This is a genomic window from Geobacillus sp. CCR (assembly GCF_052906625.1).
The window spans coordinates 1-21,793 of record NZ_JBREBQ010000040.1; the positions used below are offsets into that span (position 1 = coordinate 1).

General features: G+C 52.2%; 20 protein-coding genes, 3 rRNA genes, 1 pseudogene and 2 riboswitches. Of the genes and pseudogenes, 21 read left to right on the plus strand and 3 right to left on the minus strand.

Annotation, left to right across the window (positions count from 1 at the left end):
- From ACVBDQ_RS15250 to tsaD, 6 genes are all read left to right on the plus strand, one after another.
- Window positions 1-129, plus strand: a 23S ribosomal RNA gene (locus ACVBDQ_RS15250); the annotation flags it as partial.
- Window positions 130-416: 287 nt separating this feature from the next.
- A 5S ribosomal RNA gene (gene rrf / locus ACVBDQ_RS15255) occupies window positions 417-533 on the plus strand.
- 232 nt (window positions 534-765) lie between these two features.
- Window positions 766-1,224 (plus strand): tRNA (adenosine(37)-N6)-threonylcarbamoyltransferase complex ATPase subunit type 1 TsaE, encoded by a 459-nt coding sequence (gene tsaE / locus ACVBDQ_RS15260; protein ID WP_011229745.1) that lies wholly within the window; start codon window positions 766-768, stop codon window positions 1,222-1,224.
- Entirely contained in the window at window positions 1,221-1,961 is a 741-nt protein-coding gene (gene tsaB / locus ACVBDQ_RS15265) for a tRNA (adenosine(37)-N6)-threonylcarbamoyltransferase complex dimerization subunit type 1 TsaB (protein WP_011229746.1), read from the plus strand. The genes tsaE and tsaB overlap by 4 nt, the downstream gene beginning before the upstream one ends.
- Window positions 1,921-2,373: a ribosomal protein S18-alanine N-acetyltransferase gene (gene rimI, locus ACVBDQ_RS15270; RefSeq protein WP_011229747.1), complete on the plus strand. Its 453-nt coding sequence runs from the start codon at window positions 1,921-1,923 to the stop codon at window positions 2,371-2,373. The genes tsaB and rimI overlap by 41 nt, the downstream gene beginning before the upstream one ends.
- A complete protein-coding gene (gene tsaD, locus ACVBDQ_RS15275) occupies window positions 2,370-3,383 on the plus strand; it encodes a tRNA (adenosine(37)-N6)-threonylcarbamoyltransferase complex transferase subunit TsaD (RefSeq protein ID WP_013144049.1) in 1,014 nt (337 codons plus the stop codon). Before rimI ends, tsaD begins: the two co-directional genes overlap by 4 nt.
- 321 nt (window positions 3,384-3,704) lie before the next feature.
- On the opposite strand, the gene ACVBDQ_RS15280 is transcribed toward tsaD, so the two are convergent.
- Entirely contained in the window at window positions 3,705-5,630 is a 1,926-nt protein-coding gene (locus ACVBDQ_RS15280; RefSeq protein ID WP_446663299.1) for an ABC-F family ATP-binding cassette domain-containing protein, read from the minus strand.
- 96 nt (window positions 5,631-5,726) lie between these two features.
- On the opposite strand from ACVBDQ_RS15280, the gene moaC reads away from it, so the two are divergent.
- Genes moaC through tatC form a run of 4 tightly spaced genes read left to right on the plus strand, consistent with a single transcriptional unit; the run spans window position 5,727 to window position 7,806 of the window.
- On the plus strand, window positions 5,727-6,215 hold the full coding sequence (moaC, locus tag ACVBDQ_RS15285; RefSeq protein ID WP_011229750.1) for a cyclic pyranopterin monophosphate synthase MoaC: 489 nt from the start codon (window positions 5,727-5,729) through the stop codon (window positions 6,213-6,215).
- A 15-nt stretch (window positions 6,216-6,230) separates the two neighbouring features.
- Entirely contained in the window at window positions 6,231-6,872 is a 642-nt protein-coding gene (locus ACVBDQ_RS15290) for a redox-sensing transcriptional repressor Rex (RefSeq protein ID WP_013144051.1), read from the plus strand.
- 17 nt (window positions 6,873-6,889) lie between these two features.
- A complete protein-coding gene (gene tatA, locus ACVBDQ_RS15295) occupies window positions 6,890-7,042 on the plus strand; it encodes a twin-arginine translocase TatA/TatE family subunit (protein WP_013144052.1) in 153 nt (50 codons plus the stop codon).
- A gap of 20 nt (window positions 7,043-7,062) precedes the next feature.
- Entirely contained in the window at window positions 7,063-7,806 is a 744-nt protein-coding gene (gene tatC / locus ACVBDQ_RS15300) for a twin-arginine translocase subunit TatC (RefSeq protein ID WP_446663300.1), read from the plus strand.
- 183 nt (window positions 7,807-7,989) lie between these two features.
- Here the strand turns inward: tatC and ACVBDQ_RS15305 are convergent, their stop codons facing one another.
- Complete coding sequence (locus tag ACVBDQ_RS15305) at window positions 7,990-8,169, minus strand: YdiK family protein (RefSeq protein WP_013522803.1); 180 nt, start codon at window positions 8,167-8,169, stop codon at window positions 7,990-7,992.
- Window positions 8,166-8,900 carry a CPBP family intramembrane glutamic endopeptidase gene (locus ACVBDQ_RS15310; protein ID WP_011229755.1) on the minus strand — a complete coding sequence of 245 codons (735 nt, stop codon included), beginning with the start codon at window positions 8,898-8,900 and terminating at the stop codon, window positions 8,166-8,168. Before ACVBDQ_RS15310 ends, ACVBDQ_RS15305 begins: the two co-directional genes overlap by 4 nt.
- A 356-nt stretch (window positions 8,901-9,256) precedes the next feature.
- Between ACVBDQ_RS15310 and groES the strand changes: the two genes are divergently transcribed.
- The 11 genes and pseudogenes from groES to ACVBDQ_RS15365 form a co-directional block, all read left to right on the plus strand.
- On the plus strand, window positions 9,257-9,541 hold the full coding sequence (gene groES, locus ACVBDQ_RS15315) for a co-chaperone GroES (RefSeq protein ID WP_013144057.1): 285 nt from the start codon (window positions 9,257-9,259) through the stop codon (window positions 9,539-9,541).
- A gap of 104 nt (window positions 9,542-9,645) precedes the next feature.
- Entirely contained in the window at window positions 9,646-11,262 is a 1,617-nt protein-coding gene (groL, locus tag ACVBDQ_RS15320; RefSeq protein WP_011229758.1) for a chaperonin GroEL, read from the plus strand.
- A gap of 440 nt (window positions 11,263-11,702) precedes the next feature.
- Window positions 11,703-13,073: a class II fumarate hydratase gene (fumC, locus tag ACVBDQ_RS15325; protein WP_021322578.1), complete on the plus strand. Its 1,371-nt coding sequence runs from the start codon at window positions 11,703-11,705 to the stop codon at window positions 13,071-13,073.
- A 189-nt stretch (window positions 13,074-13,262) separates the two neighbouring features.
- The gene (locus ACVBDQ_RS15330; protein ID WP_011229760.1) at window positions 13,263-14,219 is read left to right on the plus strand and encodes an AAA family ATPase; all 957 of its coding nucleotides are present in this window, start codon (window positions 13,263-13,265) and stop codon (window positions 14,217-14,219) included.
- Window positions 14,216-15,397 (plus strand): DUF58 domain-containing protein, encoded by a 1,182-nt coding sequence (locus ACVBDQ_RS15335; protein ID WP_041467764.1) that lies wholly within the window; start codon window positions 14,216-14,218, stop codon window positions 15,395-15,397. The genes ACVBDQ_RS15330 and ACVBDQ_RS15335 overlap by 4 nt, the downstream gene beginning before the upstream one ends.
- The gene (locus tag ACVBDQ_RS15340) at window positions 15,394-17,373 is read left to right on the plus strand and encodes a transglutaminase family protein (RefSeq protein WP_446663301.1); all 1,980 of its coding nucleotides are present in this window, start codon (window positions 15,394-15,396) and stop codon (window positions 17,371-17,373) included. Before ACVBDQ_RS15335 ends, ACVBDQ_RS15340 begins: the two co-directional genes overlap by 4 nt.
- Window positions 17,354-17,557, plus strand: a complete 204-nt coding sequence (locus tag ACVBDQ_RS15345) for a DUF4129 domain-containing protein (RefSeq protein ID WP_446663302.1) — start codon at window positions 17,354-17,356, stop codon at window positions 17,555-17,557. Before ACVBDQ_RS15340 ends, ACVBDQ_RS15345 begins: the two co-directional genes overlap by 20 nt.
- Before the next feature lie 40 nt (window positions 17,558-17,597).
- A riboswitch (purine riboswitch) is annotated at window positions 17,598-17,699 on the plus strand.
- 61 nt (window positions 17,700-17,760) lie between these two features.
- The gene (gene guaA / locus ACVBDQ_RS15350) at window positions 17,761-19,293 is read left to right on the plus strand and encodes a glutamine-hydrolyzing GMP synthase (protein ID WP_011229763.1); all 1,533 of its coding nucleotides are present in this window, start codon (window positions 17,761-17,763) and stop codon (window positions 19,291-19,293) included.
- An 88-nt stretch (window positions 19,294-19,381) separates the two neighbouring features.
- A riboswitch (purine riboswitch) is annotated at window positions 19,382-19,483 on the plus strand.
- Between the two features lie 100 nt (window positions 19,484-19,583).
- Window positions 19,584-20,909 carry an NCS2 family permease gene (locus ACVBDQ_RS15355; RefSeq protein ID WP_011229764.1) on the plus strand — a complete coding sequence of 442 codons (1,326 nt, stop codon included), beginning with the start codon at window positions 19,584-19,586 and terminating at the stop codon, window positions 20,907-20,909.
- Window positions 20,910-20,985: 76 nt separating this feature from the next.
- Window positions 20,986-21,370 (plus strand): annotated as a pseudogene (locus ACVBDQ_RS15360) (GNAT family N-acetyltransferase); the annotation flags it as partial.
- Between the two features lie 294 nt (window positions 21,371-21,664).
- Window positions 21,665-21,793, plus strand: a 16S ribosomal RNA gene (locus tag ACVBDQ_RS15365); the annotation flags it as partial.

Consider the following 21,793-nt stretch of genomic DNA (forward strand, 5'->3'; position numbering starts at 1 on the left):
CTCAAGATGAGATTTCCCACCGCGCAAAGCGGGTAAGATCCCTCGAAGATGACGAGGTCGATAGGTCCGAGGTGGAAGCGTGGCGACACGTGGAGCTGACGGATACTAATCGATCGAGGGCTTAACCTAGAAAAGTGAAAGCGCCGCGTTTAGCTCTCGAAGCCAAATGTTCTTCACCCGCAGGGGTGCTTGCACCCCGAGGGGGAAGGTTATTTGGCAGAAGAGAGCTAGGCGCTGGAACTGGACAGCAAGAAAAGTGGAGGCCGCCCGCTTATCGGCGAGCCGGAGCTGGACAATGCGAAAAGCGCAGGCGAGCGGCTTCTTCCGACGGTTATCTAGTTTTGAAGGAATGAATTTCCTTCTTGACATTGTTTGTTTTTCAAGTATAATAAATGATGTCAAAATCCAACCGCTTGCCTAGTGGCTATGGCGGAGGGGAAACACCCGTTCCCATCCCGAACACGGAAGTTAAGCCCTCCAGCGCCGATGGTAGTTGGGGCCAGCGCCCCTGCAAGAGTAGGTCGCTGCTAGGCAGCTTCATTCACCAGGGAGTTTCGACACGCCTCATTCCCTTTTTCTTTTTAGGGGCGATTGCGCAACAGGGCGATCTGTCAGCGAGCCAAAAGGCTGCGCGGGATCGTCCTTTTTGTTTTTCCCTTTCTCCTATGCCTATTTTTCGTTTTGGAAGTGGCGGCAAGATGTTCGGATATGATACAATTTCAAAAGCAAGAGTGAAGATGATAAAAGGGGATAAGGTAGAACAAAATGAAAAAAATTGAAATTTTGGTGCATTCTCCGGAAGAAACGAAGTCGGTGGCCCGCCGGCTGGCGGAACATCTTGAGCGGGGAATGGTCATCGCATTAGAAGGTGATCTCGGGGCGGGAAAGACGACGTTTACGAAAGGTCTTGCTGAAGGGCTGGGCATTACGCAAACGGTCAATAGCCCAACGTTTACGATTATTAAGCAATATGATGGTCGGCTTCCGCTTTATCATATGGATGTATACCGACTTGAAGATGAATGGGAAGATCTTGGATTTGACGAATATTTTGCTGGCGATGGTGTTACGGTTGTTGAATGGGCGCATTTGATCGCCGGCCAGTTGCCTGAGGAACGGCTGACCGTTTTCTTGTTTCATCGTGGCGGCGATGAGCGGTTGCTTCGCTTTGAGCCGTCGGGAGAGCGTTATGAACAGTTGTGCAAGGAGATTTTTCCGTCATGAAAGTATTGGGAATTGATACATCGAATATGCCGCTTGGCATTGCGTTGGTAGATGGTGATGTCGTGAAAGGGGAATTCATCACCAATGTGAAAAAAGACCATTCATCCCGGGCGATGCCAGCCATTGAGTTGTTGCTTCGACGATGTGACGTTGCTCCAAAAGATCTCGATTTAATCGTTGTAGCGAAAGGGCCGGGGTCGTATACCGGGGTGCGGATCGGCGTGACGATTGCGAAAACGCTTGCCTGGTCGCTCGGTATTCCGATCGCCGGAGTGTCGAGCCTTGAAGTGCTCGCCGCCAATGGCCGTTATTTTCCTGGGGTGATCGTTCCGCTGTTTGACGCACGGCGCGGACAAATTTACACCGGGCTTTATCGCTACGAAGGCGGTGCGCTCCGCTGTCTTGAGGAGGACCGGATTGTGGCGGCGGATGAGTGGGCGCGTCGGTTGAGCGAGCGGGAAGAGGATGTATTGTTCATTGGTGCGGATGCACCGCTATATCGTGATTTGTTTCGAAGTCATTTAGGCGAACGGGTTCACGTGGCCCCGCCGTCTTTGGCGTTGCCGCGTCCGAGCGAGTTGGTGATGCTCGGCAAACAAAAAGAGCGCGAGAACGCCCATGTGTTTGTGCCGAACTACCTCCGCCTTGCCGAGGCGGAGGCGAAATGGCTCGCGAAACAAAAAGGGGAACAGAACGATGGGGATCAATGTTCAATTTCGGCCAATGACCATTCATGACATTGATGAAGTCGTGCAAGTCGAGCGGGCATCGTTTACTTCGCCTTGGAGCCGTGAATCGTTTTACAACGAGCTCATGTACAACCGCTACGCCAAATATATCGTCATGGTGTACAACGGGCGGATCATCGGGTATGGTGGGATGTGGCTTGTCATCGATGAGGCGCATGTGACGAATGTAGCCGTGTTACCGCAGTTTCGTGGGCAAAAGCTTGGTGAAGCGCTCATGCGACGCTTGATGGACATGGCCAGGCAGCACGGGGCGGCGACGATGACGCTTGAGGTGCGCGTGTCCAATCATGTTGCCCAGTCGCTGTACCGAAAGCTAGGGTTTCGCAACGGAGGCATTCGCAAACGGTATTATCCGGATAACTTTGAAGACGCGTTAGTCATGTGGGTGAAGCTGAGATGAATGAGGACGTATATGTGTTAGGCATTGAAACGAGCTGCGATGAAACGGCGGCAGCAGTTGTGAAAAACGGAAGAGAGGTTTTATCGAATGTAGTGGCGTCGCAAATGGAAAGCCATCGGCGGTTTGGCGGCGTCGTGCCGGAAATTGCTTCCCGCCATCATGTGGAGCAAATTACGCTCGTTATTGAAGAAGCGATGCAGCAGGCCGGCGTATCGTTTGCGGGCCTTGATGCGGTGGCGGTGACGGCCGGACCGGGGCTTGTCGGAGCGCTTCTTGTCGGGGTCAACGCGGCGAAAGCGTTAGCGTTTGCCCATGGATTGCCGCTTATTGGGGTGCATCATATCGCCGGTCATATTTACGCCAATCAATTAGTGGCTGAAATGAAGTTTCCGCTGTTGGCGCTCGTCGTTTCCGGTGGTCATACGGAACTCGTGTTCATGAAGGAGCATGGGAATTTTGCGGTGATCGGTGAAACGCGCGATGACGCTGCCGGTGAGGCGTATGACAAGGTGGCGCGGGCTTTAGGCCTTCCGTACCCAGGAGGACCGCACATCGACCGGCTGGCTCATGAGGGAGAGCCAGTGATTGATTTGCCGCGAGCGTGGCTTGAGGAAGGTTCGTATGATTTCAGCTTCAGCGGCTTAAAATCGGCGGTTCTCAATGCGCTCCACAACGCGAAGCAGCGCGGCGAGGAGATCGATCCGAGACAGATGGCCGCGAGCTTTCAGGCCAGCGTCGTCGATGTGCTGGTGACGAAAACGGTGCAGGCCGCCAAAGAATACCGCGTACGGCAAGTGCTGCTCGCCGGGGGGGTGGCGGCCAACCGCGGGCTGCGGGCTGCACTGCAGGATAAAATGAAAGAGCTCCCCGATGTGGAGCTTGTCATCCCGCCGTTATCGCTATGCACCGATAATGCTGCGATGATTGCCGTTGCGGGAACAGTGTTATATCAACAAGGAAAGCGGGCTGATTTGGCGCTCAACGCCAATCCAAGCTTGCCGCTTGTCTAGGCAGTTGGCTGAAACGCGAAAGACACCGAAGGGCGATCCGTTTGCGGCAGGCAAACGGATCGTCCTTTTTGTTTTCATGTGAAAAAAGTTTGTGTATATTTTTATCCACAAATCTGTGGACAATGTGGAAAAAGCGGTAAAACATGATCAACATAAGAAAAACAATACACAGCGATTTTTGTGCAAAAGGAAGATGTTTTTTGTGGATAATGTGGAAAAGTTGGTGAATAACTTATATTCCATGGTGGAAATTGTGGATTCTTTTGTGGATAATGTGACTAACTAAAGAACAACCCGCCGAAACTAGAGGCGGGTTGTCGGTTATAGTGAAGTATAAAGCTGTTCCCATTCGGCCAATAACGTTTCGACTCGCTGCTTCCGCTCGTCGTTTTCTTGCGTCAATCGTTGCATCGTCTCATAGTCGCCGTAAACGGATGGATCACAAAGTTTTTGCTCGATCTCAGCGATTTGTGCTTCAAGCGCTGCAATCTCGGCTTCGATTTCATCCAAGCGGCGTTGGCGCTGGCGCCGTCGTTTTTTTTCCTCTTTTTCTTGCTCGTATGTCGTTTTGGCAGAATCACTTGCCGTTTCTGTCGGGCGGACGTTCAGGAGCGCCAATTCGCGCATTTCTTCTTTTTTGGCGATGTAGTAATCATAGTCGCCTAAGTATTCCGTTAGGCCTCCGCTGGAAAGTTCAAACACCTTTGTTGCGATTCGGTTGATGAAATAGCGGTCGTGGGAAACGAACAAAATCGTTCCCGGGTAGTCGATGAGCGCTTGCTCGAGCACTTCTTTGCTGTCGAGGTCTAGATGGTTTGTCGGTTCGTCCAAAAGAAGGACATTTGCTTTTTGCAACATCAGCTTGGCGAGCGCCAGGCGTGCTTTCTCCCCGCCGCTTAAAGCGGAGACCGGTTTTAAAACGTCATCGCCGGAAAACAGGAAGTTGCCGAGCACGGTGCGAATTTCTTTTTCTGTCTTTTCGGGGTAGGCGTCCCACAGCTCGTCAAGCACCCGTTTGTTCGATGACAAATCAGCTTGGTCTTGATCGTAATAGCCGATTTGGACGTTTGCGCCGTAGCGGAGCTCTCCTGTTTGGATAGGGAGTTTTCGGGCGATCGCCTTCAGCAATGTCGACTTGCCGATGCCGTTCGGCCCGACTAGGGCGACGCTTTCGCCGCGCGTGATGCGGAAGCTGATTTGGCGGATGATGGGTGCACCGTCGCCATAGCCAACGGCTATGTCTTCAGCGGTGAGCACTTCATAGCCGCTCGGTCGATCGATCGAGAACGAAAAGGAGGCTGATTTTTCATCGTCGACAGGCCGTTCGAGCCGTTCTATTTTTTCCAGTTGCTTTCGCCGGCTTTGCGCCCGTTTGGCCGTCGAGGCACGGGCGATGTTGCGCTGGATGAAGTCTTGGAGTCGGGCGATTTCTTCTTGCTGTTTCTCGTACCGTCTTAACTCTTGTTCGTATTGCTCGGCCCGCAACTCCAAATAGCGGCTGTAGTTGCCGGCATAGTGTTTGAGCGTGGCATTCGACAGTTCGTATACGTCGGTGACGATTTTGTCTAAAAAGTAGCGGTCGTGGGAAACAACCAGGACGGCACCGGGATAGGCTTGCAAGTACTGCTCCAGCCAAGAGAGCGTCTCAAGATCCAAATGGTTCGTCGGCTCGTCCAAAATCAATAAATCCGGCTTGGACAACAGCAATTTCCCAAGGGCAAGCCGCGTCCGCTGTCCGCCGCTTAACGACGAGACCGGCGTAGTTTTATAATCATATGAGGAAAACTGCAGCCCGTGCAAAACGGAGCGGATGTCGGCTTCGTATTGGTAGCCGCCTTGTTCTTTGTATTGTTCTTGCAGCTCGTCATACGTTTTCAGCGTTTTTTCATAGCGAGCGGGATCGGCGAGTACGTCCGGGTCGCCGAGTTGCATGCTGAGTTCGGCGAGCTGTTTTTCGAGTCCTAGAAGCGGGGTGAATACCTCAAGCATTTCGTCCCAAATGGAACGCGGCGAGTCGAGCCCGCTGTTTTGCGCCAAATAGCCGATTTTGATATGGTTTGGTTTGATGATTTTGCCGCTGTCGAAAGAGAGTTCACCGGCGATGATTTTCAACAATGTCGATTTTCCCGCTCCGTTGCGGCCGACAAGGGCGATTCGGTCGCGGGACTGTATTTCTAGTTTTATATTCGATAAAATAAGGTCAGCACCGAAATATTTCGTGAGCCCGTGCACTTGCAAAATGATCATGTCCGTCACCTCGCGAATAGTTTAACGCAAGTCGCGAAAACGGTCAAAGACGAATGATGAAAAATCGTGTATAGTGTATAAATGGAGGAGATTGTATTGTCATCGTTCACTCATTTCAATGAACAAGGGCGCGCGAAAATGGTTGATATTACGCACAAAGAAGATACTGTGCGAGTGGCTGTGGCGCAAACGAGCGTGACTGTCAGCCGGGAAATTTACGAAAAAATGACGAGCAATGCGATCGAGAAAGGGGATGTGCTCGCCGTCGCTCAAGTGGCGGGGGTGATGGCGGCGAAGAAGACAGCTGACCTTATTCCAATGTGTCACCCGCTTATGTTAAAGGGTGTGGACATTGCTTTTGCTTGGGAAAACGATGGAGAAGCGCATAAGCTCGTCATCACGGCAACGGTGAAAACGAAAGGGAGCACAGGAGTGGAAATGGAAGCGCTGACGGCCGCTTCGGTCTGTGCGTTGACAGTGTACGATATGTGCAAGGCGCTTGATAAAGGAATGGTCATCGGTCCGACGTATTTGGTCGAAAAAACGGGCGGGAAGTCTGGCCATTACCGACGGAAAACCGATTAGCTAGGGGATGAGATCATGAGCAACGAACAACCGAAAATTCCGCAGGCAACCGCCAAACGGCTGCCGCTTTACTATCGGTTTTTGAAAAACTTGCACGCTTCCGGCAAGCAACGCGTCTCCTCTGCCGAGTTGAGCGAGGCGGTGAAAGTCGATCCGGCGACGATCCGCCGTGATTTCTCCTATTTTGGCGCGCTTGGCAAAAAGGGATACGGGTATAATGTCAATTATTTGTTGTCGTTTTTCCGCCGGACGCTTGAAGAGGATGAGGTGACCGAAGTCGCCTTGTTTGGCGTCGGCAATTTAGGCACCGCCTTTTTAAACTATAATTTTTCGAAAAACAACAATACGAAAATCGTGATGGCGTTTGATGTCGATGAGCGGAAAGTAGGGACGACAGTCGGCGGGGTGCCGGTCTATCATCTCGATGAGTTGGAGGAGCGGCTTCACGAAAACATCCCGGTCGCCATTTTAACCGTGCCGGCCGCCGCGGCTCAAGCGCTGACCGACCGCCTTGTCGCGCAAGGAATTAAAGGCATTTTAAACTTTACTCCGGCGCGGTTGAACGTGCCGAACCATATTCGCGTCCATCATATCGATTTAGCCATTGAGCTGCAGTCGCTCGTCTATTTTTTGAAAAACTATCCATCGCCATCGTAAAAAGGAGAGAAGAACACATGAAATATTTGTTGCTCGTTGCTGTGATTTTGTTGCTGTTTGGCACGAAAAAGCTGCCGGAATTAGGGCGGTCGTTCGGCCAGTCGCTTCGCGAGTTTAAAGACGCCACAAAAGGGCTCGCTGATGACGAAGAAACGAAAACCGACCGATGACAAGGCAGGATGGAGAAACAATGAATGACAAAGAAATGTCGGTGTATGAGCATCTGGGTGAACTGCGAAAACGGCTCATCATCGTGCTCATCTTTTTTGCTGCGGCGCTTGTCGTTAGTTTCTTTTTTGTCGATGATGTCATTTTGTATTTGCAGCGAACGACCGAGGCGAAGCATTTGACCATGAACGCCTTCCGCCTCACCGATCCGATTAAAGTGTATTTTCAGTTTGCCTTTGTCATCGCGGCTGTACTGTCGGCTCCGGTGCTGTTGTATCAAATTTGGGCGTTTGTCAGCCCCGGTCTGTATGAAAAAGAGCGGAAAGTGACGTTAAGCTATATCCCGGCGTCGATCGTTCTTTTTTTAGCAGGCGTCAGCTTCGCTTATTTCGTCTTGTTTCCGTTTGTCGTTCGATTTATGAGCCGGCTGGCTGACCAACTAGGGGTTCAACAAATGATCGGCATTAATGAATATTTTCAGTTTTTGCTTCAGCTCGTGCTGCCGTTTGGCATCGTGTTTCAGCTGCCGATCGTCGTGTTGTTTTTCACCCGCTTAGGGCTTATTACGCCGCAGCTTCTTGTTCGCATCCGCAAGTATGCGTATTTAGCGCTGCTTATTTTAGCGGCGGTCATTACGCCGCCGGATGTGCTGTCGCAAGTGATCGTCATGATTCCGCTCACCATTTTGTATGAAGGAAGCATTTGGGTGGCGCGCATCGGCTATCGGAAAGCGCAGCGAGCAGTCGAGCAGGAAGGCAATGAGTGAGGCGGGACGAAAAACATTGAGAGGAAAGCGAGCAAGGCCGGGCCAAACGAAGGGGCTGTCTCAAAAGCCGCAAAACAGGGCTTTGAGGCCGGCCTCTTGTTTTTTTGTTTCCATTTTCACGATATGATCGCCGTCATGGGATTGATGTTCTGGTCCCTTCCCGCGCGAATCACGGGAAGGGGGTCAGCGTTTTGAGGCGAAAAGAAGGCGAAGGGCGGTGCCGAAATCAAAGGCAGCGAGCGCCGCTAAAGCGATGGTGGAGACGTTCCAAACCGTTTCATGAGCACTTTCGATGGCCAAATACGTAAACATTGAGCCTAAGACGAAATACAGAAGCGAAAACAGCCGAGGGTTTCGCATCATAGCCAAACCCTCCAAACGGCGAGCGGCAGCTCGGACTGGCGCATCATTTTCTCAATCTCGTCGGCCAATAGCGTCTGCATGACGACGACGAACGTATTCATGGCGACATGGGCGAAAATCGGTACGAAAATGCGTCCGGTTTTTGCGTATAAAAACGCGAATACCATCCCCATGGATGTGTACAGAAGCAAATGTTCCGGCTCCATATGGACAATGGCAAACAAAAGCGAACTGACAAGCGCAGCAAGCCAAAAGTTGTATTTTTCATAAAGCGAGCCGAAAATGATTTTGCGGAAGATGAGCTCTTCCAAAATCGGGCCGATGACGGAGGTGACGACGACCAACAGCGGCGTCAGGCGGATGATATCGATGATTTGCCTTGTATTTTCCGACCCTGGTTTGATGCCGAGCAGCCGCCATTCGATGTTGGCGGCGATGCTTTGGGCCGCGAGCGCCAAAAAGACGCCCAAGACCGCCCACATCCACGAGGAAGCAAGCGGCAGCCGCCGCATCATTCGTTCGTTGCGGTCACCGCGGAGCAGCCATAAAATCACGACGAACGCAAGCAGAAAGCTGATGACCGCCCAATACCCGGAAGCCAGTTTGGCGGCTTCGAGGCGGCTTTCCGTTCCTTGGCCGACGCCGAGGGCGCGAAGAAGCGGCACGCCGACAAAGGCGGACAGCTGCATGACGATATACGTGATGATGACGTACCAGTGGTTGCGTTTCAAACCCTCTACCCCTTTTATTTCAAATTATATCCGTATTGTAGCACATGTATGGCGAAAATAGTAAGAAAACTGCATCCTCGCATCCCACCTGACCGCCGTAAAAAAAATTAACCGGAGCCGTTTATCAGTCCGAGGAATGTGAAATAATGAAAATGGGCTCCGCGCGGATGGGGAGTAGAGGCAAAACAACCGGCTCCTTTTGCTCTTTCTTCTTTAGGAGAGAAAAACAGTTATTTTTTTGCATTTCCTACTTGCAAAACTGAAAGAAGTTCATTAATATTATAAGTGTGTTAGCACTCAATAGTGATGAGTGCTAATAAGAACGGTGAAAACTATCGTTAAGGAGGTTGTTCCCCGTGTTGAAGCCATTAGGCGATCGTATTGTCATTGAAGTCGTGGAAACAGAAGAAAAAACGGCTAGCGGTATCGTTCTGCCGGATACGGCGAAAGAAAAACCGCAAGAAGGCCGCGTTGTTGCTGTCGGTGCAGGCCGCGTGCTCGATAACGGCCAACGCATCGCGCCGGAAGTCGAAGTTGGCGACCGCATTATCTTCTCGAAATATGCGGGCACAGAAGTGAAATACGACGGCAAAGAATACTTAATTTTGCGCGAAAGCGATATTTTGGCTGTCATCCGCTAATATATGCGTTCATCACATAAACATTCCGAAAACATACTGGGTACTTAATCGGATACTTAACTTGTGGCACGCAGTCCAACAATTTCATAAGGAGGTAACGGGGTATGGCAAAACAAATCAAGTTCAGTGAAGAAGCGCGCCGTGCGATGTTGCGCGGGGTGGACAAACTTGCAGACGCAGTGAAAGTCACATTAGGTCCGAAAGGCCGCAACGTCGTATTGGAGAAAAAATTCGGTTCGCCGCTCATCACGAATGACGGGGTAACGATCGCGAAAGAAATCGAGCTCGAAGATCCGTTTGAAAACATGGGCGCGAAATTGGTCGCTGAAGTCGCCAGCAAAACGAACGACATCGCTGGGGACGGTACAACAACCGCTACGGTATTGGCTCAAGCGATGATCCGCGAAGGCTTGAAAAACGTAGCAGCTGGTGCCAACCCGATGGGCATCCGTCGCGGTATCGAAAAAGCGGTTGCTGTTGCGGTTGAAGAATTGAAAGCCATCTCCAAACCGATTAAAGGAAAAGAGTCGATCGCCCAAGTTGCTGCGATCTCGGCTGCTGACGAAGAAGTCGGCCAATTGATCGCTGAAGCGATGGAACGCGTTGGCAATGATGGCGTTATCACGCTTGAAGAGTCGAAAGGCTTCACGACGGAACTCGACGTTGTCGAAGGGATGCAATTCGACCGCGGTTACGTTTCACCGTACATGATTACGGATACGGAAAAAATGGAAGCTGTCCTTGAAAATCCGTACATCCTCATCACGGACAAAAAAGTATCGAGCATTCAAGAACTGTTGCCGGTCTTAGAACAAGTCGTCCAACAAGGCCGTCCGCTCCTGATCATTGCGGAAGATGTTGAAGGCGAAGCATTGGCGACGCTTGTTGTCAACAAACTGCGCGGCACGTTCAATGCGGTTGCTGTCAAAGCGCCTGGCTTCGGCGATCGCCGCAAAGCGATGCTCGAAGACATTGCGATTTTGACAGGCGGCGAAGTGATCTCGGAAGAGCTTGGCCGTGAATTAAAATCGACGACGATCGCGTCGCTTGGTCGTGCGGCGAAAGTTGTTGTCACGAAAGAAACGACGACGATCGTCGAAGGCGCTGGCGATTCGGAGCGCATCAAAGCGCGCATCAACCAAATCCGTGCGCAGCTTGAAGAAACGACGTCCGAATTCGATCGCGAAAAACTGCAAGAACGCTTGGCGAAATTGGCTGGCGGCGTAGCGGTCATCAAAGTCGGTGCGGCAACAGAAACAGAATTGAAAGAACGCAAACTGCGCATCGAAGACGCGCTCAACTCGACTCGTGCGGCTGTTGAAGAAGGCATTGTCGCCGGCGGTGGCACGGCTCTCATGAACATCTACAACAAAGTCGCTGCCATCGAAGCGGAAGGCGATGAAGCAACCGGTGTGAAAATCGTATTGCGCGCGATCGAAGAACCGGTTCGTCAAATCGCGCAAAACGCTGGTCTGGAAGGCTCGATCATCGTTGAGCGCCTGAAAAACGAAAAACCGGGCATCGGCTTCAATGCGGCAACAGGTGAATGGGTCGACATGATCGAAGCTGGTATCGTTGACCCGACGAAAGTCACTCGTTCGGCGCTGCAAAACGCTGCATCTGTCGCCGCAATGGTCTTGACGACAGAAGCGGTCGTTGCCGACAAACCGGAAGAAAACAAAGGCAACAACAACATGCCGGATATGGGCGGCATGATGTAATCCGCCTAGCGAAACAAAGAACACTGGGAGTAATCCCGGTGTTCTTTTTCTTTTTGCCGCTGGGCAGTAGTCAAATTGAACGTGAAGCTTTGCACTCGGGGCGGCAGGATGGAGCTTGAGTTCTTTGACGAGCAGCGGCGGGGCCGCAGCATCAGCAACCACTCCGCGGCGGCCTGTCGACCACGTATAAATCCCGAGCCGGTGGTCGACCGTTTCGCTGTTGATAGTCAACGTTAATGTAGGCAGCTTGATATCACCGAATGAACAGTCGGAAAGCCATAGAAGAAGCAAAATAAGAAGCGGGGCCCATCGTTTCTTCATTGTCGAACCATTCCCCTTTTTTGAATATAGGCGTCTTTTTAGCCGCTTCGTTGCGTTGATCCGGCTGAAAATGGGAATAAAAATGTAATGGGGATGTCGATGCAAAGGAGGACAACGCAATGAACGAACGAATCGAACGCGACTCGCTCGGCGAGGTGCGGGTGCCGGCCGATAAATACTGGGGAGCGCAAACGGAGCGGAGCCGGCAAAACTTCCGCATCGGCAAAGAAACGATGCCGCTTGAACTCATTTACGCCTATGCCGAGTTGAAAAAAGCGGCGGCCATCGTCAACCATAGAGCCGGGAAACTGAGCGAAGCGAAGCAGCGGGCGATTGTGGCCGCGTGCGAGGAAATTTTGGCGGGCCAATGGGATGACCATTTTCCGCTCGTCGTCTGGCAGACGGGAAGTGGGACGCAGACGAACATGAACGTCAATGAAGTCGTGGCGAGACGGGCGAGCGAGCTGCTGGATGAGGGGGAAGGGCGCATTCACCCGAACGATGATGTGAACATGTCGCAAAGCTCGAACGACACATTCCCAACTGTGATGCATATCGCGATCTTCACGAAGATCCAAACGCACCTCCTGCCAGCGCTTGATGGCTTGATCGGGACATTCGCGACCAAAGAACGCCAATATGGGAAGACGATCAAAATCGGGCGCACCCACTTGCAAGATGCGACGCCGCTCACATTTGGACAAGAGATTTCCGGCTGGCGGGCGATGCTTGATAAAAGCAAGGCGATGATCATAGAGGCGAGTGAGAAGCTGCTTGATTTGGCGATCGGCGGCACGGCGGTTGGCACCGGAATCAATGCGCCGCCGGGATTTGGCGAGCAAGTGGCCGAGCAGCTAAAAACGCAGACGGGCTATCCGTTCCGTTCGTCAACCAATAAATTCCATGCGCTGACAAGCCATGATGAGATCGTGTATGTCCACGGAGCGTTGAAAGCGCTCGCCGCCGATTTGATGAAAATCGCCAACGATATCCGCTGGCTGGCGAGCGGGCCGCGCTCCGGGCTCGGGGAGATCACGATTCCAGCCAATGAACCCGGAAGCTCGATCATGCCGGGGAAAGTGAATCCGACGCAAAGCGAAGCGATGACGATGGTCGCTGTGCAAGTGTTCGGCAATGACGCCACGATCGGCTTTGCGGCGAGCCAAGGCAACTTCCAATTAAATGTGTTCAAGCCGGTCATCGCCTATAACGCCATTCAGTCCGTGCAGCTGCTCGGCGATGTGATCCGCTCGTTTGATGAACGGTGCGCCCAAGGGCTGGAGGCGAACGAAGCGAAAATGAAAGAATACGTGGACCGCTCACTCATGCTCGTGACGGCGTTGAGCCCGCATATCGGCTACGACCGGGCGGCGGAAATCGCCAAGCTCGCCCATCGCGAAGGGTTGACGCTCAAGGAAGCGGCGTTGAAAACCGGGTATGTCACGGCGGAGCAGTACGAGGAATGGGTGAGACCGGAGAAGATGATTTAAGGGAAAAGCGCTCATCCCGCTTCCGTGGGATGGGCGTTTTCATTTTTGATTTCTCCCTTTTTTCTCCTTCCCCCTTTGTTGCAAATCCATTCCAAAAGTTGTGTATATTCGATATTATATTAATAGTAGAAACTAGATAGTTCCTACCCCTAAAAGTCCCATTGATCACCATAAAAGGAGTTTGATGTCATGACGATCAACGAGCCGTTGCTTTCCCCGCTTGAGCAAGTTGTCCGCAATATTGAACAAGTCATTGTCGGAAAACGCAATGTCATTGTGCTCAGTTTAACAGCGCTGTTGGCCAAAGGACACGTATTGCTTGAAGATGTGCCAGGCGTTGGCAAGACGATGCTTGTGCGCGCGCTGGCGAAATCGTTCAGCGCCGAGCTGAAACGGATTCAATTTACGCCGGATTTGTTGCCGAGCGATGTGATTGGCGTTTCTGTCTATAACCCGAAAGAGCAGCAGTTTGAGTATAAACCCGGACCGATTGTCGCCCATATCGTGCTCGCGGACGAGATCAACCGGACGTCGCCGAAAACGCAGTCGGCGCTGCTTGAGGCGATGGAAGAAGGAAGTGTGACGGTGGATGGTGTCACGCGGGCGCTGCCGCAGCCGTTTTTTGTGATGGCGACGCAAAACCCGATTGAATATGAAGGAACGTATCCGCTTCCTGAGGCCCAGCTTGACCGGTTTTTGTTGAAATTGCATATGGGCTATCCGTCCCCTGACGAGGAAATCGAAATGTTAAACCGTTTAGAAAAAACGGCACCGCTGGCGGAGATCGGCCCGGTGATGTCGCTTGATGAATTGCTTGCGCTGCAACGAAAGGTAGCCGACGTGCATGTGAGCGATACCGTGAAACGATATATCGTCGATCTCATCCAGCAAAGCCGTCAGCATGAAGCGGTCTATTTAGGCGTCAGCCCGCGCGGATCGGCCGCATTGATGAAAGCGGCGCAGGCGTACGCGTTCATCCATGGCCGCGATTTTGTCATCCCCGATGATGTGCAGCAGCTCGCTCCCTATGTGCTCGCCCACCGCCTGCTCGTCCGGCCGGAAGCGAAATGGGACAAGTTTGATGCAGAAGCCATCATCGGACAGCTCATTGCCCGCACGCCGGTGCCGGTGCCAGGGCGGCGATGAGCATGAGAGGAAAATGGAATGGCCGACGATGGCCCGCTTTTCTTCACCTGTTGATTTTGGCGGCTGTCTTGTTTTCGTACGCCATGTTTCAAGGTGGATTTGTCAGCTGGTTTTTGTTTTACAGCTTTTTGCCGTTCGGTTTGTATGCGTTCTTGGTCGCGATGTATCCGCTTCGACGCGCCGCGGTAAGCCGGACGGTGCCGGCGCGGCGCTACCATGCGGGTGAATCGATTCCGGTGATGGTTCGTATCGAGTTGCCGTGGGCGGTTCCGCTGGCGGCGCTTGCTGTTGCTGAGGAAGGGCGGAAGCACGGAGGAGAGATGATTGCGATTGCTTGGCCGTTTCGCCGCCACCTTTCTTGTACATGGCCGCTTTCCTTGCCGCGCGGCCGTCATCAATTGGAAGCTGTTCGCTTGGAAGCGCGCGATGTCTTTGGCTGGGTGAACAAAACGGCATCGTTTTATGTCCCGTGCACGGTTATCGTCTATCCACGTTATATCCAATGGCCGCCTGAGATGGTGCGCGAATGGTTTGCCCAAGGAAAAGCTGCGCGCACGCTTGCCTATCGCCGCGATATGGCCGTGGCGGCCGGCGCCCGTGAATACGTGCCTGGGGACAAAATGTCGTGGGTGCATTGGAAGGCGTCAGCGCGCAGACAGGAACTGATGACCAAAGAGTTTGATGAACAGCGCAATGACGATTGGATCGTTGTGCTCGACGGCGCCGCTTCTCCATGGTTTGAGGAGCTTGTCACGTTAGCGGCTTCCGTATCGAAGGCGTTGATGGATGAAGGGGTGCCGGTCGGGCTGCTCGTTGCTGGAAAAGAGCGTTCTTTCTTAGCGCCGCGCCGCCATGACGGACAGTGGCAGTCGATTCTTCTCCGGTTGGCGGAAGTGGACGTCGGCGGCCAAGAGCCGCTCGCGCATGTTTTAGCTGAGGAGGCGAGCTGGAGGACGGCTGCTGGTTGCATCATTGTGACGTCCGCGTTGTCCGCCCAGTTGGCCGGGCAGCTCCGAGCAATGGCGCCAAAACGCCATATTGTTCTGTATGTTGTCAGCCGTGAATGGGGAGAGGATGAGCGGAATTGGGCGGACAGGCTTCGCCGCAGCGGAGTGTATGTGTCGCGCATTGACCCGCAGGCGTTGCAAACCGTCCGGCAAGGAGGAGGAGATGGATGAGACCGTTAGGGGCAAACATGTTATCTACCGTGCTGCCTAACGCCCTAGCCGCTTGGCTGCTCACGGAATGGCTTTGGCCGTTAGAGGCCGTCACCGATACAGCGCATATAGGTGTGTTTGTATCATTTGTCGCCCTTTGTTTCGGACTTCATTTGCTCCGTGTTCCCATATGGCTTTCCGCGCTCGGAAAAATGGTTTATATATGGTGGGCGCTTTCTCGCCTATTTTCTTTTGCTTCGATCGCCGCTTTGCCTCATGCGCTTTGGCGGGATAGCACCGTCTGGTTGTCGGGCGATTGGTCTTCTATGCCGGGCGATGCGCTGCGCACCTTTGTCTTTTTTCTGCTGTTATGGGCCGTTTCGTTCCTGTTGCATTGGCTTATTGTACGGCGGAATCGGTGGTTTGTCCCATACGCGTTGACAGTTGGGTATATCGCTGTGCTTGATACGTTTCTGCCATATAGCGGCAACGGGGCGATCCTTCGTCTTGTTGCGCTCGGCTTTTTTGCCTTCGTTTGGTTCCAGGGTGAAGAGCTGCAGGCAAAAGCGCCGTCTTTTCGCATCGGAAAGTGGCGGGCGGCCGCTCTGTTCATTCCTGCCGTCGCTCTTGCGGTTGGGTATGCAGGTCCGAAGCTGCCGCCGCAATGGCCGGATCCGGTGGCGTTTATCCGCAGCTATCACGCCCAGCCGGAAGAAACGAACGATGACTCACCTTCTCCTGGTGTGGCAAAAGTGGGATATGGGCAAAATGATTCCCGCCTCGGCGGGCCGTTTATTGCTGATGATACCGTCGTTTTCATTGCCAAAGACCAAGGCCGTCATTATTGGCGCGTCGAAACGAAAGACATTTACACAGGAAAAGGGTGGGAAGCGTTTCAAAGCGAACAAGTCCAGTCGTTTGGAAACGGTGAGCTGATTAGGTATGAATGGTGGAGCGACAAAGTCAAGACAGTCGAGCAGACGGCGGAAATCACCCGCCAAGACCAGGCGTTTCATCTCGTCTATCCGCTCGGCTTGCAACAGGTGCAAACGTCTGACCATATCGTCTACCGCATGCATATGGCGACGGAAAAAATTTATACGAGCGATCAAAACGCCAACGCGCTTCCGATCCGTCAGTATATGCTGACGTATATGGAGCCAGATTTTCCGATTGAGGTATTGCGCGCCGCGCCTCCTGTCCAAAACCCGCCCTTTTTGAAACGCTATACGCAATTGCCAGAGACGCTTCCGCAGCGGGTTCGCGAGTTGGCGAAGCAAATTACTGATGGAAAAGAAACCGTGTACGACAAGGTAAAAGCGATCGAGCAATACTTCCATCTGAACGGATACACGTACGAAACGACGGACGTCGCTGTTCCCGGGCCTGATCAAGATTACGTCGACCAGTTTTTATTTGAGACGAAGCAAGGGTATTGCGACAATTTTTCCACCTCGATGGCGGTGCTCGTCCGCACACTGGGCATTCCAGCGCGCTGGGTGAAAGGGTACACATCCGGACGGTTGGTTGGGGAACAAGACGGGCAATCGGTTTATGAAGTGCGCAACAACGACGCCCATTCATGGGTCGAAGTGTATTTTGAAGGCATCGGCTGGGTGCCGTTTGAACCGACGCAAGGGTTTGTCAATCCATATGCGTTCTCGCTTGCCGCTTCGAATCCAGAGGAGCCAGAACCACAGCTGCAGCCGGAAGAACGGGAAACGCCGCGTGTGCCGCTCGATCAATTACTTGAGCAACCTTTCGACGGCACAGGGGGAGCATTGGTGGGAGAAGCTGGCGGATGTTTGGTCGTGGAAAATGGGGTTGACCGCGCTGGTCGTGTTGGCCGTGTTGGGCGGAGCGGCCTATGCGACAAGGCGGAAATGGTGGCCGCGCTTTACGCTGTTTCGGTTCCGCCGCCGGAAACTCGATGGGGCCGCCTGGCTCATTTCTGCGTACGGGGCGCTTCTTCGCCATTTGCAAGATTATGGACTTAAGCGTCGGCCGCATGAAACGCTGCGTCAATACGCCGCCGAAGTGGATCGCCTGTTTGAAACAGATGAAATGAATCGGTTGACGAAACTATATGAACGCGCCGTATACGGAACGGGAATCAAGGAAGCCAATGTCCGTGAAGCGGTGGAATTGTGGGAAAATTTAATAAAAAGGACGATCTCTTGACCGTATGCCGGCAAGTTGATAGAATGAACTCAAATTTGCATACGGATAGACGAAAGCCCTTCATATAAGCGCAAGAATATGGCTTGCGCGTCTCTACCGGGCCGCCGTAAACGGCCCGACTATGAAGGCAGAAGACGCTGCTATTCTGCCTTCATCCATATTTTGGGCAATGGCAGCGTTATTTTTTTGACGGGGTGGAAAACATGAACCAAGAAATGATCGTCGTCTTGGACTTTGGCAGTCAATATAACCAGCTGATTACCCGCCGCATCCGAGAGTTTGGCGTCTACAGCGAACTGCATCCGCACACGATCCGTGCTGAGGAAATTCGTGCGCTGAACGCCAAAGGAATCATTTTCTCGGGCGGTCCAAACAGCGTGTATGATGAACAAGCGTTTACATGCGACCCAGCGATTTTTGAGCTGGGGCTGCCGATTTTAGGGATTTGCTACGGGATGCAGCTGATGGCGCATCATTTAGGAGGTAAGGTGGAAAAAGCGACGCACCGTGAATATGGCAAAGCGCTCATCCAAGTGAAAAACGATTCTTTGCTTTTTCATGGTTTGCCGGACGAGCAAGTCGTTTGGATGAGCCACGGCGATTTGGTGACCGCTCCGCCGGCTGGTTTCGCTGTCGATGCGACGAGCCCTTCGTGCCCGATTGCTGCGATGAGTGACGAACGGCGAAAATGGTATGGAGTGCAATTCCATCCAGAAGTGCGCCACTCGGTATACGGCAATGATCTATTGAAGAAATTTGTCTTTGAGGTATGCGGCTGCCGGGGCGACTGGACGATGGAAAACTTTATTGATGAGCAGGTGCGCCGCATCCGTGAACAAGTGGGCGGAAAAAAAGTGCTGTGCGCCTTAAGCGGCGGAGTCGATTCGTCGGTTGCTGCCGTTTTGGTGCACCGCGCCATTGGCGATCAACTTACTTGTATTTTCGTCGACCATGGCCTTTTGCGCAAAGGTGAAGCCGAAAGCGTCATGAAGACGTTCCGTGAGCAGTTCCAAATGAATGTCATTAAAGTTGATGCGAAAGACCGCTTTTTGGCGAAACTCAAAGGGGTTACGGACCCGGAACAAAAGCGGAAAATCATCGGCAACGAGTTTATTTACGTATTTGACGACGAGGCGGCCAAGCTTGAAGGCATTGAATTTTTGGTGCAAGGCACGCTCTATACCGACATTATCGAAAGCGGCACGGCGACGGCGCAAACGATCAAATCGCATCATAATGTCGGCGGTTTGCCGGAAGATATGAAATTCGAACTGATCGAACCGCTCAATACGCTGTTTAAAGACGAAGTGCGTGCACTCGGCACGCAACTAGGAATCCCAGACGAAATCGTCTGGCGGCAGCCGTTCCCGGGGCCAGGGCTTGGCATCCGTGTTCTTGGAGAAGTGACGGAAGAAAAATTGGAAATCGTTCGCGAATCAGACGCCATTTTGCGCGAAGAAGTGAAAAAAGCTGGGTTGGACCGCGAAATTTGGCAATACTTTACCGTCCTTCCCGACATTCGCAGCGTTGGGGTGATGGGGGATGCCCGCACGTACGATTATACGGTGGCCATCCGCGCGGTGACCTCGATTGACGGGATGACCGCCGATTGGGCGCGCATCCCGTGGGATGTGCTCGAGCGGATTTCAACGCGCATCGTCAATGAGGTGCCGCATGTCAACCGCGTCGTCTACGATATTACAAGCAAGCCTCCGGCAACGATCGAGTGGGAATAAAAACGAACAAAAGACGAACATTTCCAAAGAAATGTTCGTCTTTTTTCTTGACAGGTCATCTTCAGGCTGATACAATAGCCGTGGAATCATGAATATTGTTGAATTCCGTCGTATAATCCCGGGAATATGGCTCGGGAGTTTCTACCAAGCTACCGTAAATAGCTTGACTACGAGGGATGCGGGATCGGAGAGTGCTTGTTTGTCCTCTCTCTGTTCGTCATTCCTTCCTAGTCAACGCTTCTGGTAGCTGCTAGAAGCGTTTTTTATTTTATGTATAGGAGGGGGCAGACGTGAGAAAGTACTTCCAGTTTGATGAGCTCGGCACGAACTATCGAACGGAGATTATCGCCGGGCTGACGACGTTTTTGTCGATGGCGTACATTTTGTTCGTCAACCCATTTACCTTGTCGTTAGGGGCTGTGAAAGATTTTCCTGATGAACTGCGCATTGACCAAGGCGCCGTGTTTGTCGCCACGGCTTTGGCAGCGGCGTACGGATCGATTTTGATGGGAGTGTTGGCCCGCTATCCAATCGCCTTGGCGCCTGGGATGGGGCTGAATGCCTTTTTCGCCTTCACCGTCGTGCTGCATATGGGCATTCCGTGGCAAACAGCGCTGGCAGGAGTGTTTGTTTCCGGCATCATTTTTACGATTTTATCGCTCACCGGCATTCGGGAAAAAATTATCGATGCCATCCCGGTTGAACTGAAATATGCAGTCAGCGCCGGAATTGGGCTGTTCATCACGTTCATCGGCTTGCAAAACGCTGGAATTATTGTCGATAACAAAGCAACGCTCGTCGGATTAAGTTCGTTGAAAGACGGCAATACACTGTTGGCCATTTTTGGATTGTTCATTACTGTTGTTTTGATGGTAAGAAAAGTAAACGGCGGCGTCTTTTACGGCATGGTCATTACCGCGATTGTCGGCATGATTTTCGGTTTGATCAAAGTGCCGCATCAAATTGTCGGCGCTATTCCGGACATTTCACCAACCTTCGGTGTAGCGATCAAGCATTTGCCGGACATTTTCTCGTGGAAAATGCTCGGTGTTGTCTTAACGTTCTTTATTGTCGACTTTTTCGATGCGACCGGGACGCTCTTGGCTGTCGCCAACCAAGCCGGGTTGTTGAAAAACAATAAACTGCCGCGCGCCGGCAAAGCGCTGCTTGTCGATGCGACAGCGGTGATGGTTGGGGCGGTGTTCGGCACATCGACAACGACGTCGTACATCGAATCGTCAGCCGGCGTCGCCGCTGGAGGACGCTCAGGGTTTTCCGCGGTCGTGACGGGGATTTTGTTCTTGCTGGCGTTGTTCTTCTCGCCGCTGTTAAGCGTCATTACCGCACCGGTCACCGCGCCAGCGCTCATCATCGTCGGGGTATTAATGGCCTCGTCGATCGGCGAAATTGACTGGAAGAAGTTCGAAGTCGCTGTACCGGCATTCTTCACGCTCATCACGATGCCGCTTTCCTACAGCATCGCCACTGGGATTGCCGTTGGCTTCATCTTCTACCCGATCACGATGATTTTAAAAGGCCGCGGCAAAGACGTGCATCCGCTGTTGTATGTGCTGTTTGTCGTTTTTATTTGTTACTTCGTCTTTTTGCGGGAATAGTAACGGAGACGCAAGACTGTTCCAAAAGGCAGTTTGGATAGCCTTTCGGAGCAGTCTTTTTTGTATGTCCTAAAAGGTCGGTCAAGGATTGCGGAAATTTGCTGCTGGCAATGGTTTTGAGGCAGGGATTTGGCATCGCGGCCAATTGGCCGGTGTCATTGGAATTCATTATATTGATCGGGTGAATCGAAAAACGAGCATTGGCTTACTGGCTTGGCGAATCGTTTCAAGGAATGGGATTGATGACGAAAGCATGCAAGGCGTGCATTGACTATTTGTTGGTTGAGCAGGGGATGAATCGTGTCGAAATCCGCTGTGCGGTAGAAAATCAACGGAGCAGAGCGATTCCTGAACGGCTGGGATTTACGAATGAAGGGACGATTCGAGATGTGGAGTGGCTTTACGATCATTTTGTTGACCATGTTGTGTACGGGATGTTAGCAAGAGAGTGGAAGAGATAAGAACAAAGCGGTTTTGATTTGAAAGAAAAAATCTTGAATGAACAGTTGACACATCAAAACAGAGGTGCTATATTAATAAAGCCGTTTCGGTGCGGCGAAAAAAGCAAAAAATGTGTTGACAAAAACAAAAAAAGGTGATATATTACAAGAGTCGCTTTCGAGGAGGCGAATTCCTCGAACAAAGAAAGAATAGCTCGTTCCTTGAAAACTGAACGAAACGAAGCGCAATAGAAAGGCTGAGGTTGCTTGACACGTTTGGTGTCGGTGCCGAAGCTGACAAAGCCAATCAACTTTCTTTTGGAGAGTTTGATCCTGGCTCAGGACGAACGCTGGCGGCGTGCCTAATACATGCAAGTCGAGCGGACCAAATCGGAGCTTGCTCTGGTTTGGTCAGCGGCGGACGGGTGAGTAACACGTGGGCAA

Coding starts and splice junctions, on each gene's coding strand:
- fumC (WP_021322578.1), top strand. CDS start 11,703: ATGAACGAACGAATCGAACGCGACTCGCTCGGCGAGGTGCGGGTGCCG.
- ACVBDQ_RS15305 (WP_013522803.1), bottom strand. CDS start 8,169: ATGATGCGAAACCCTCGGCTGTTTTCGCTTCTGTATTTCGTCTTAGGC.
- ACVBDQ_RS15280 (WP_446663299.1), bottom strand. CDS start 5,630: ATGATCATTTTGCAAGTGCACGGGCTCACGAAATATTTCGGTGCTGAC.
- rimI (WP_011229747.1), top strand. CDS start 1,921: ATGGGGATCAATGTTCAATTTCGGCCAATGACCATTCATGACATTGAT.
- tatA (WP_013144052.1), top strand. CDS start 6,890: ATGAAATATTTGTTGCTCGTTGCTGTGATTTTGTTGCTGTTTGGCACG.
- tsaD (WP_013144049.1), top strand. CDS start 2,370: ATGAATGAGGACGTATATGTGTTAGGCATTGAAACGAGCTGCGATGAA.
- ACVBDQ_RS15335 (WP_041467764.1), top strand. CDS start 14,216: ATGAGCATGAGAGGAAAATGGAATGGCCGACGATGGCCCGCTTTTCTT.
- groL (WP_011229758.1), top strand. CDS start 9,646: ATGGCAAAACAAATCAAGTTCAGTGAAGAAGCGCGCCGTGCGATGTTG.
- ACVBDQ_RS15340 (WP_446663301.1), top strand. CDS start 15,394: ATGAGACCGTTAGGGGCAAACATGTTATCTACCGTGCTGCCTAACGCC.
- tsaE (WP_011229745.1), top strand. CDS start 766: ATGAAAAAAATTGAAATTTTGGTGCATTCTCCGGAAGAAACGAAGTCG.
- guaA (WP_011229763.1), top strand. CDS start 17,761: ATGAACCAAGAAATGATCGTCGTCTTGGACTTTGGCAGTCAATATAAC.
- tsaB (WP_011229746.1), top strand. CDS start 1,221: ATGAAAGTATTGGGAATTGATACATCGAATATGCCGCTTGGCATTGCG.
- ACVBDQ_RS15290 (WP_013144051.1), top strand. CDS start 6,231: ATGAGCAACGAACAACCGAAAATTCCGCAGGCAACCGCCAAACGGCTG.
- ACVBDQ_RS15330 (WP_011229760.1), top strand. CDS start 13,263: ATGACGATCAACGAGCCGTTGCTTTCCCCGCTTGAGCAAGTTGTCCGC.
- tatC (WP_446663300.1), top strand. CDS start 7,063: ATGAATGACAAAGAAATGTCGGTGTATGAGCATCTGGGTGAACTGCGA.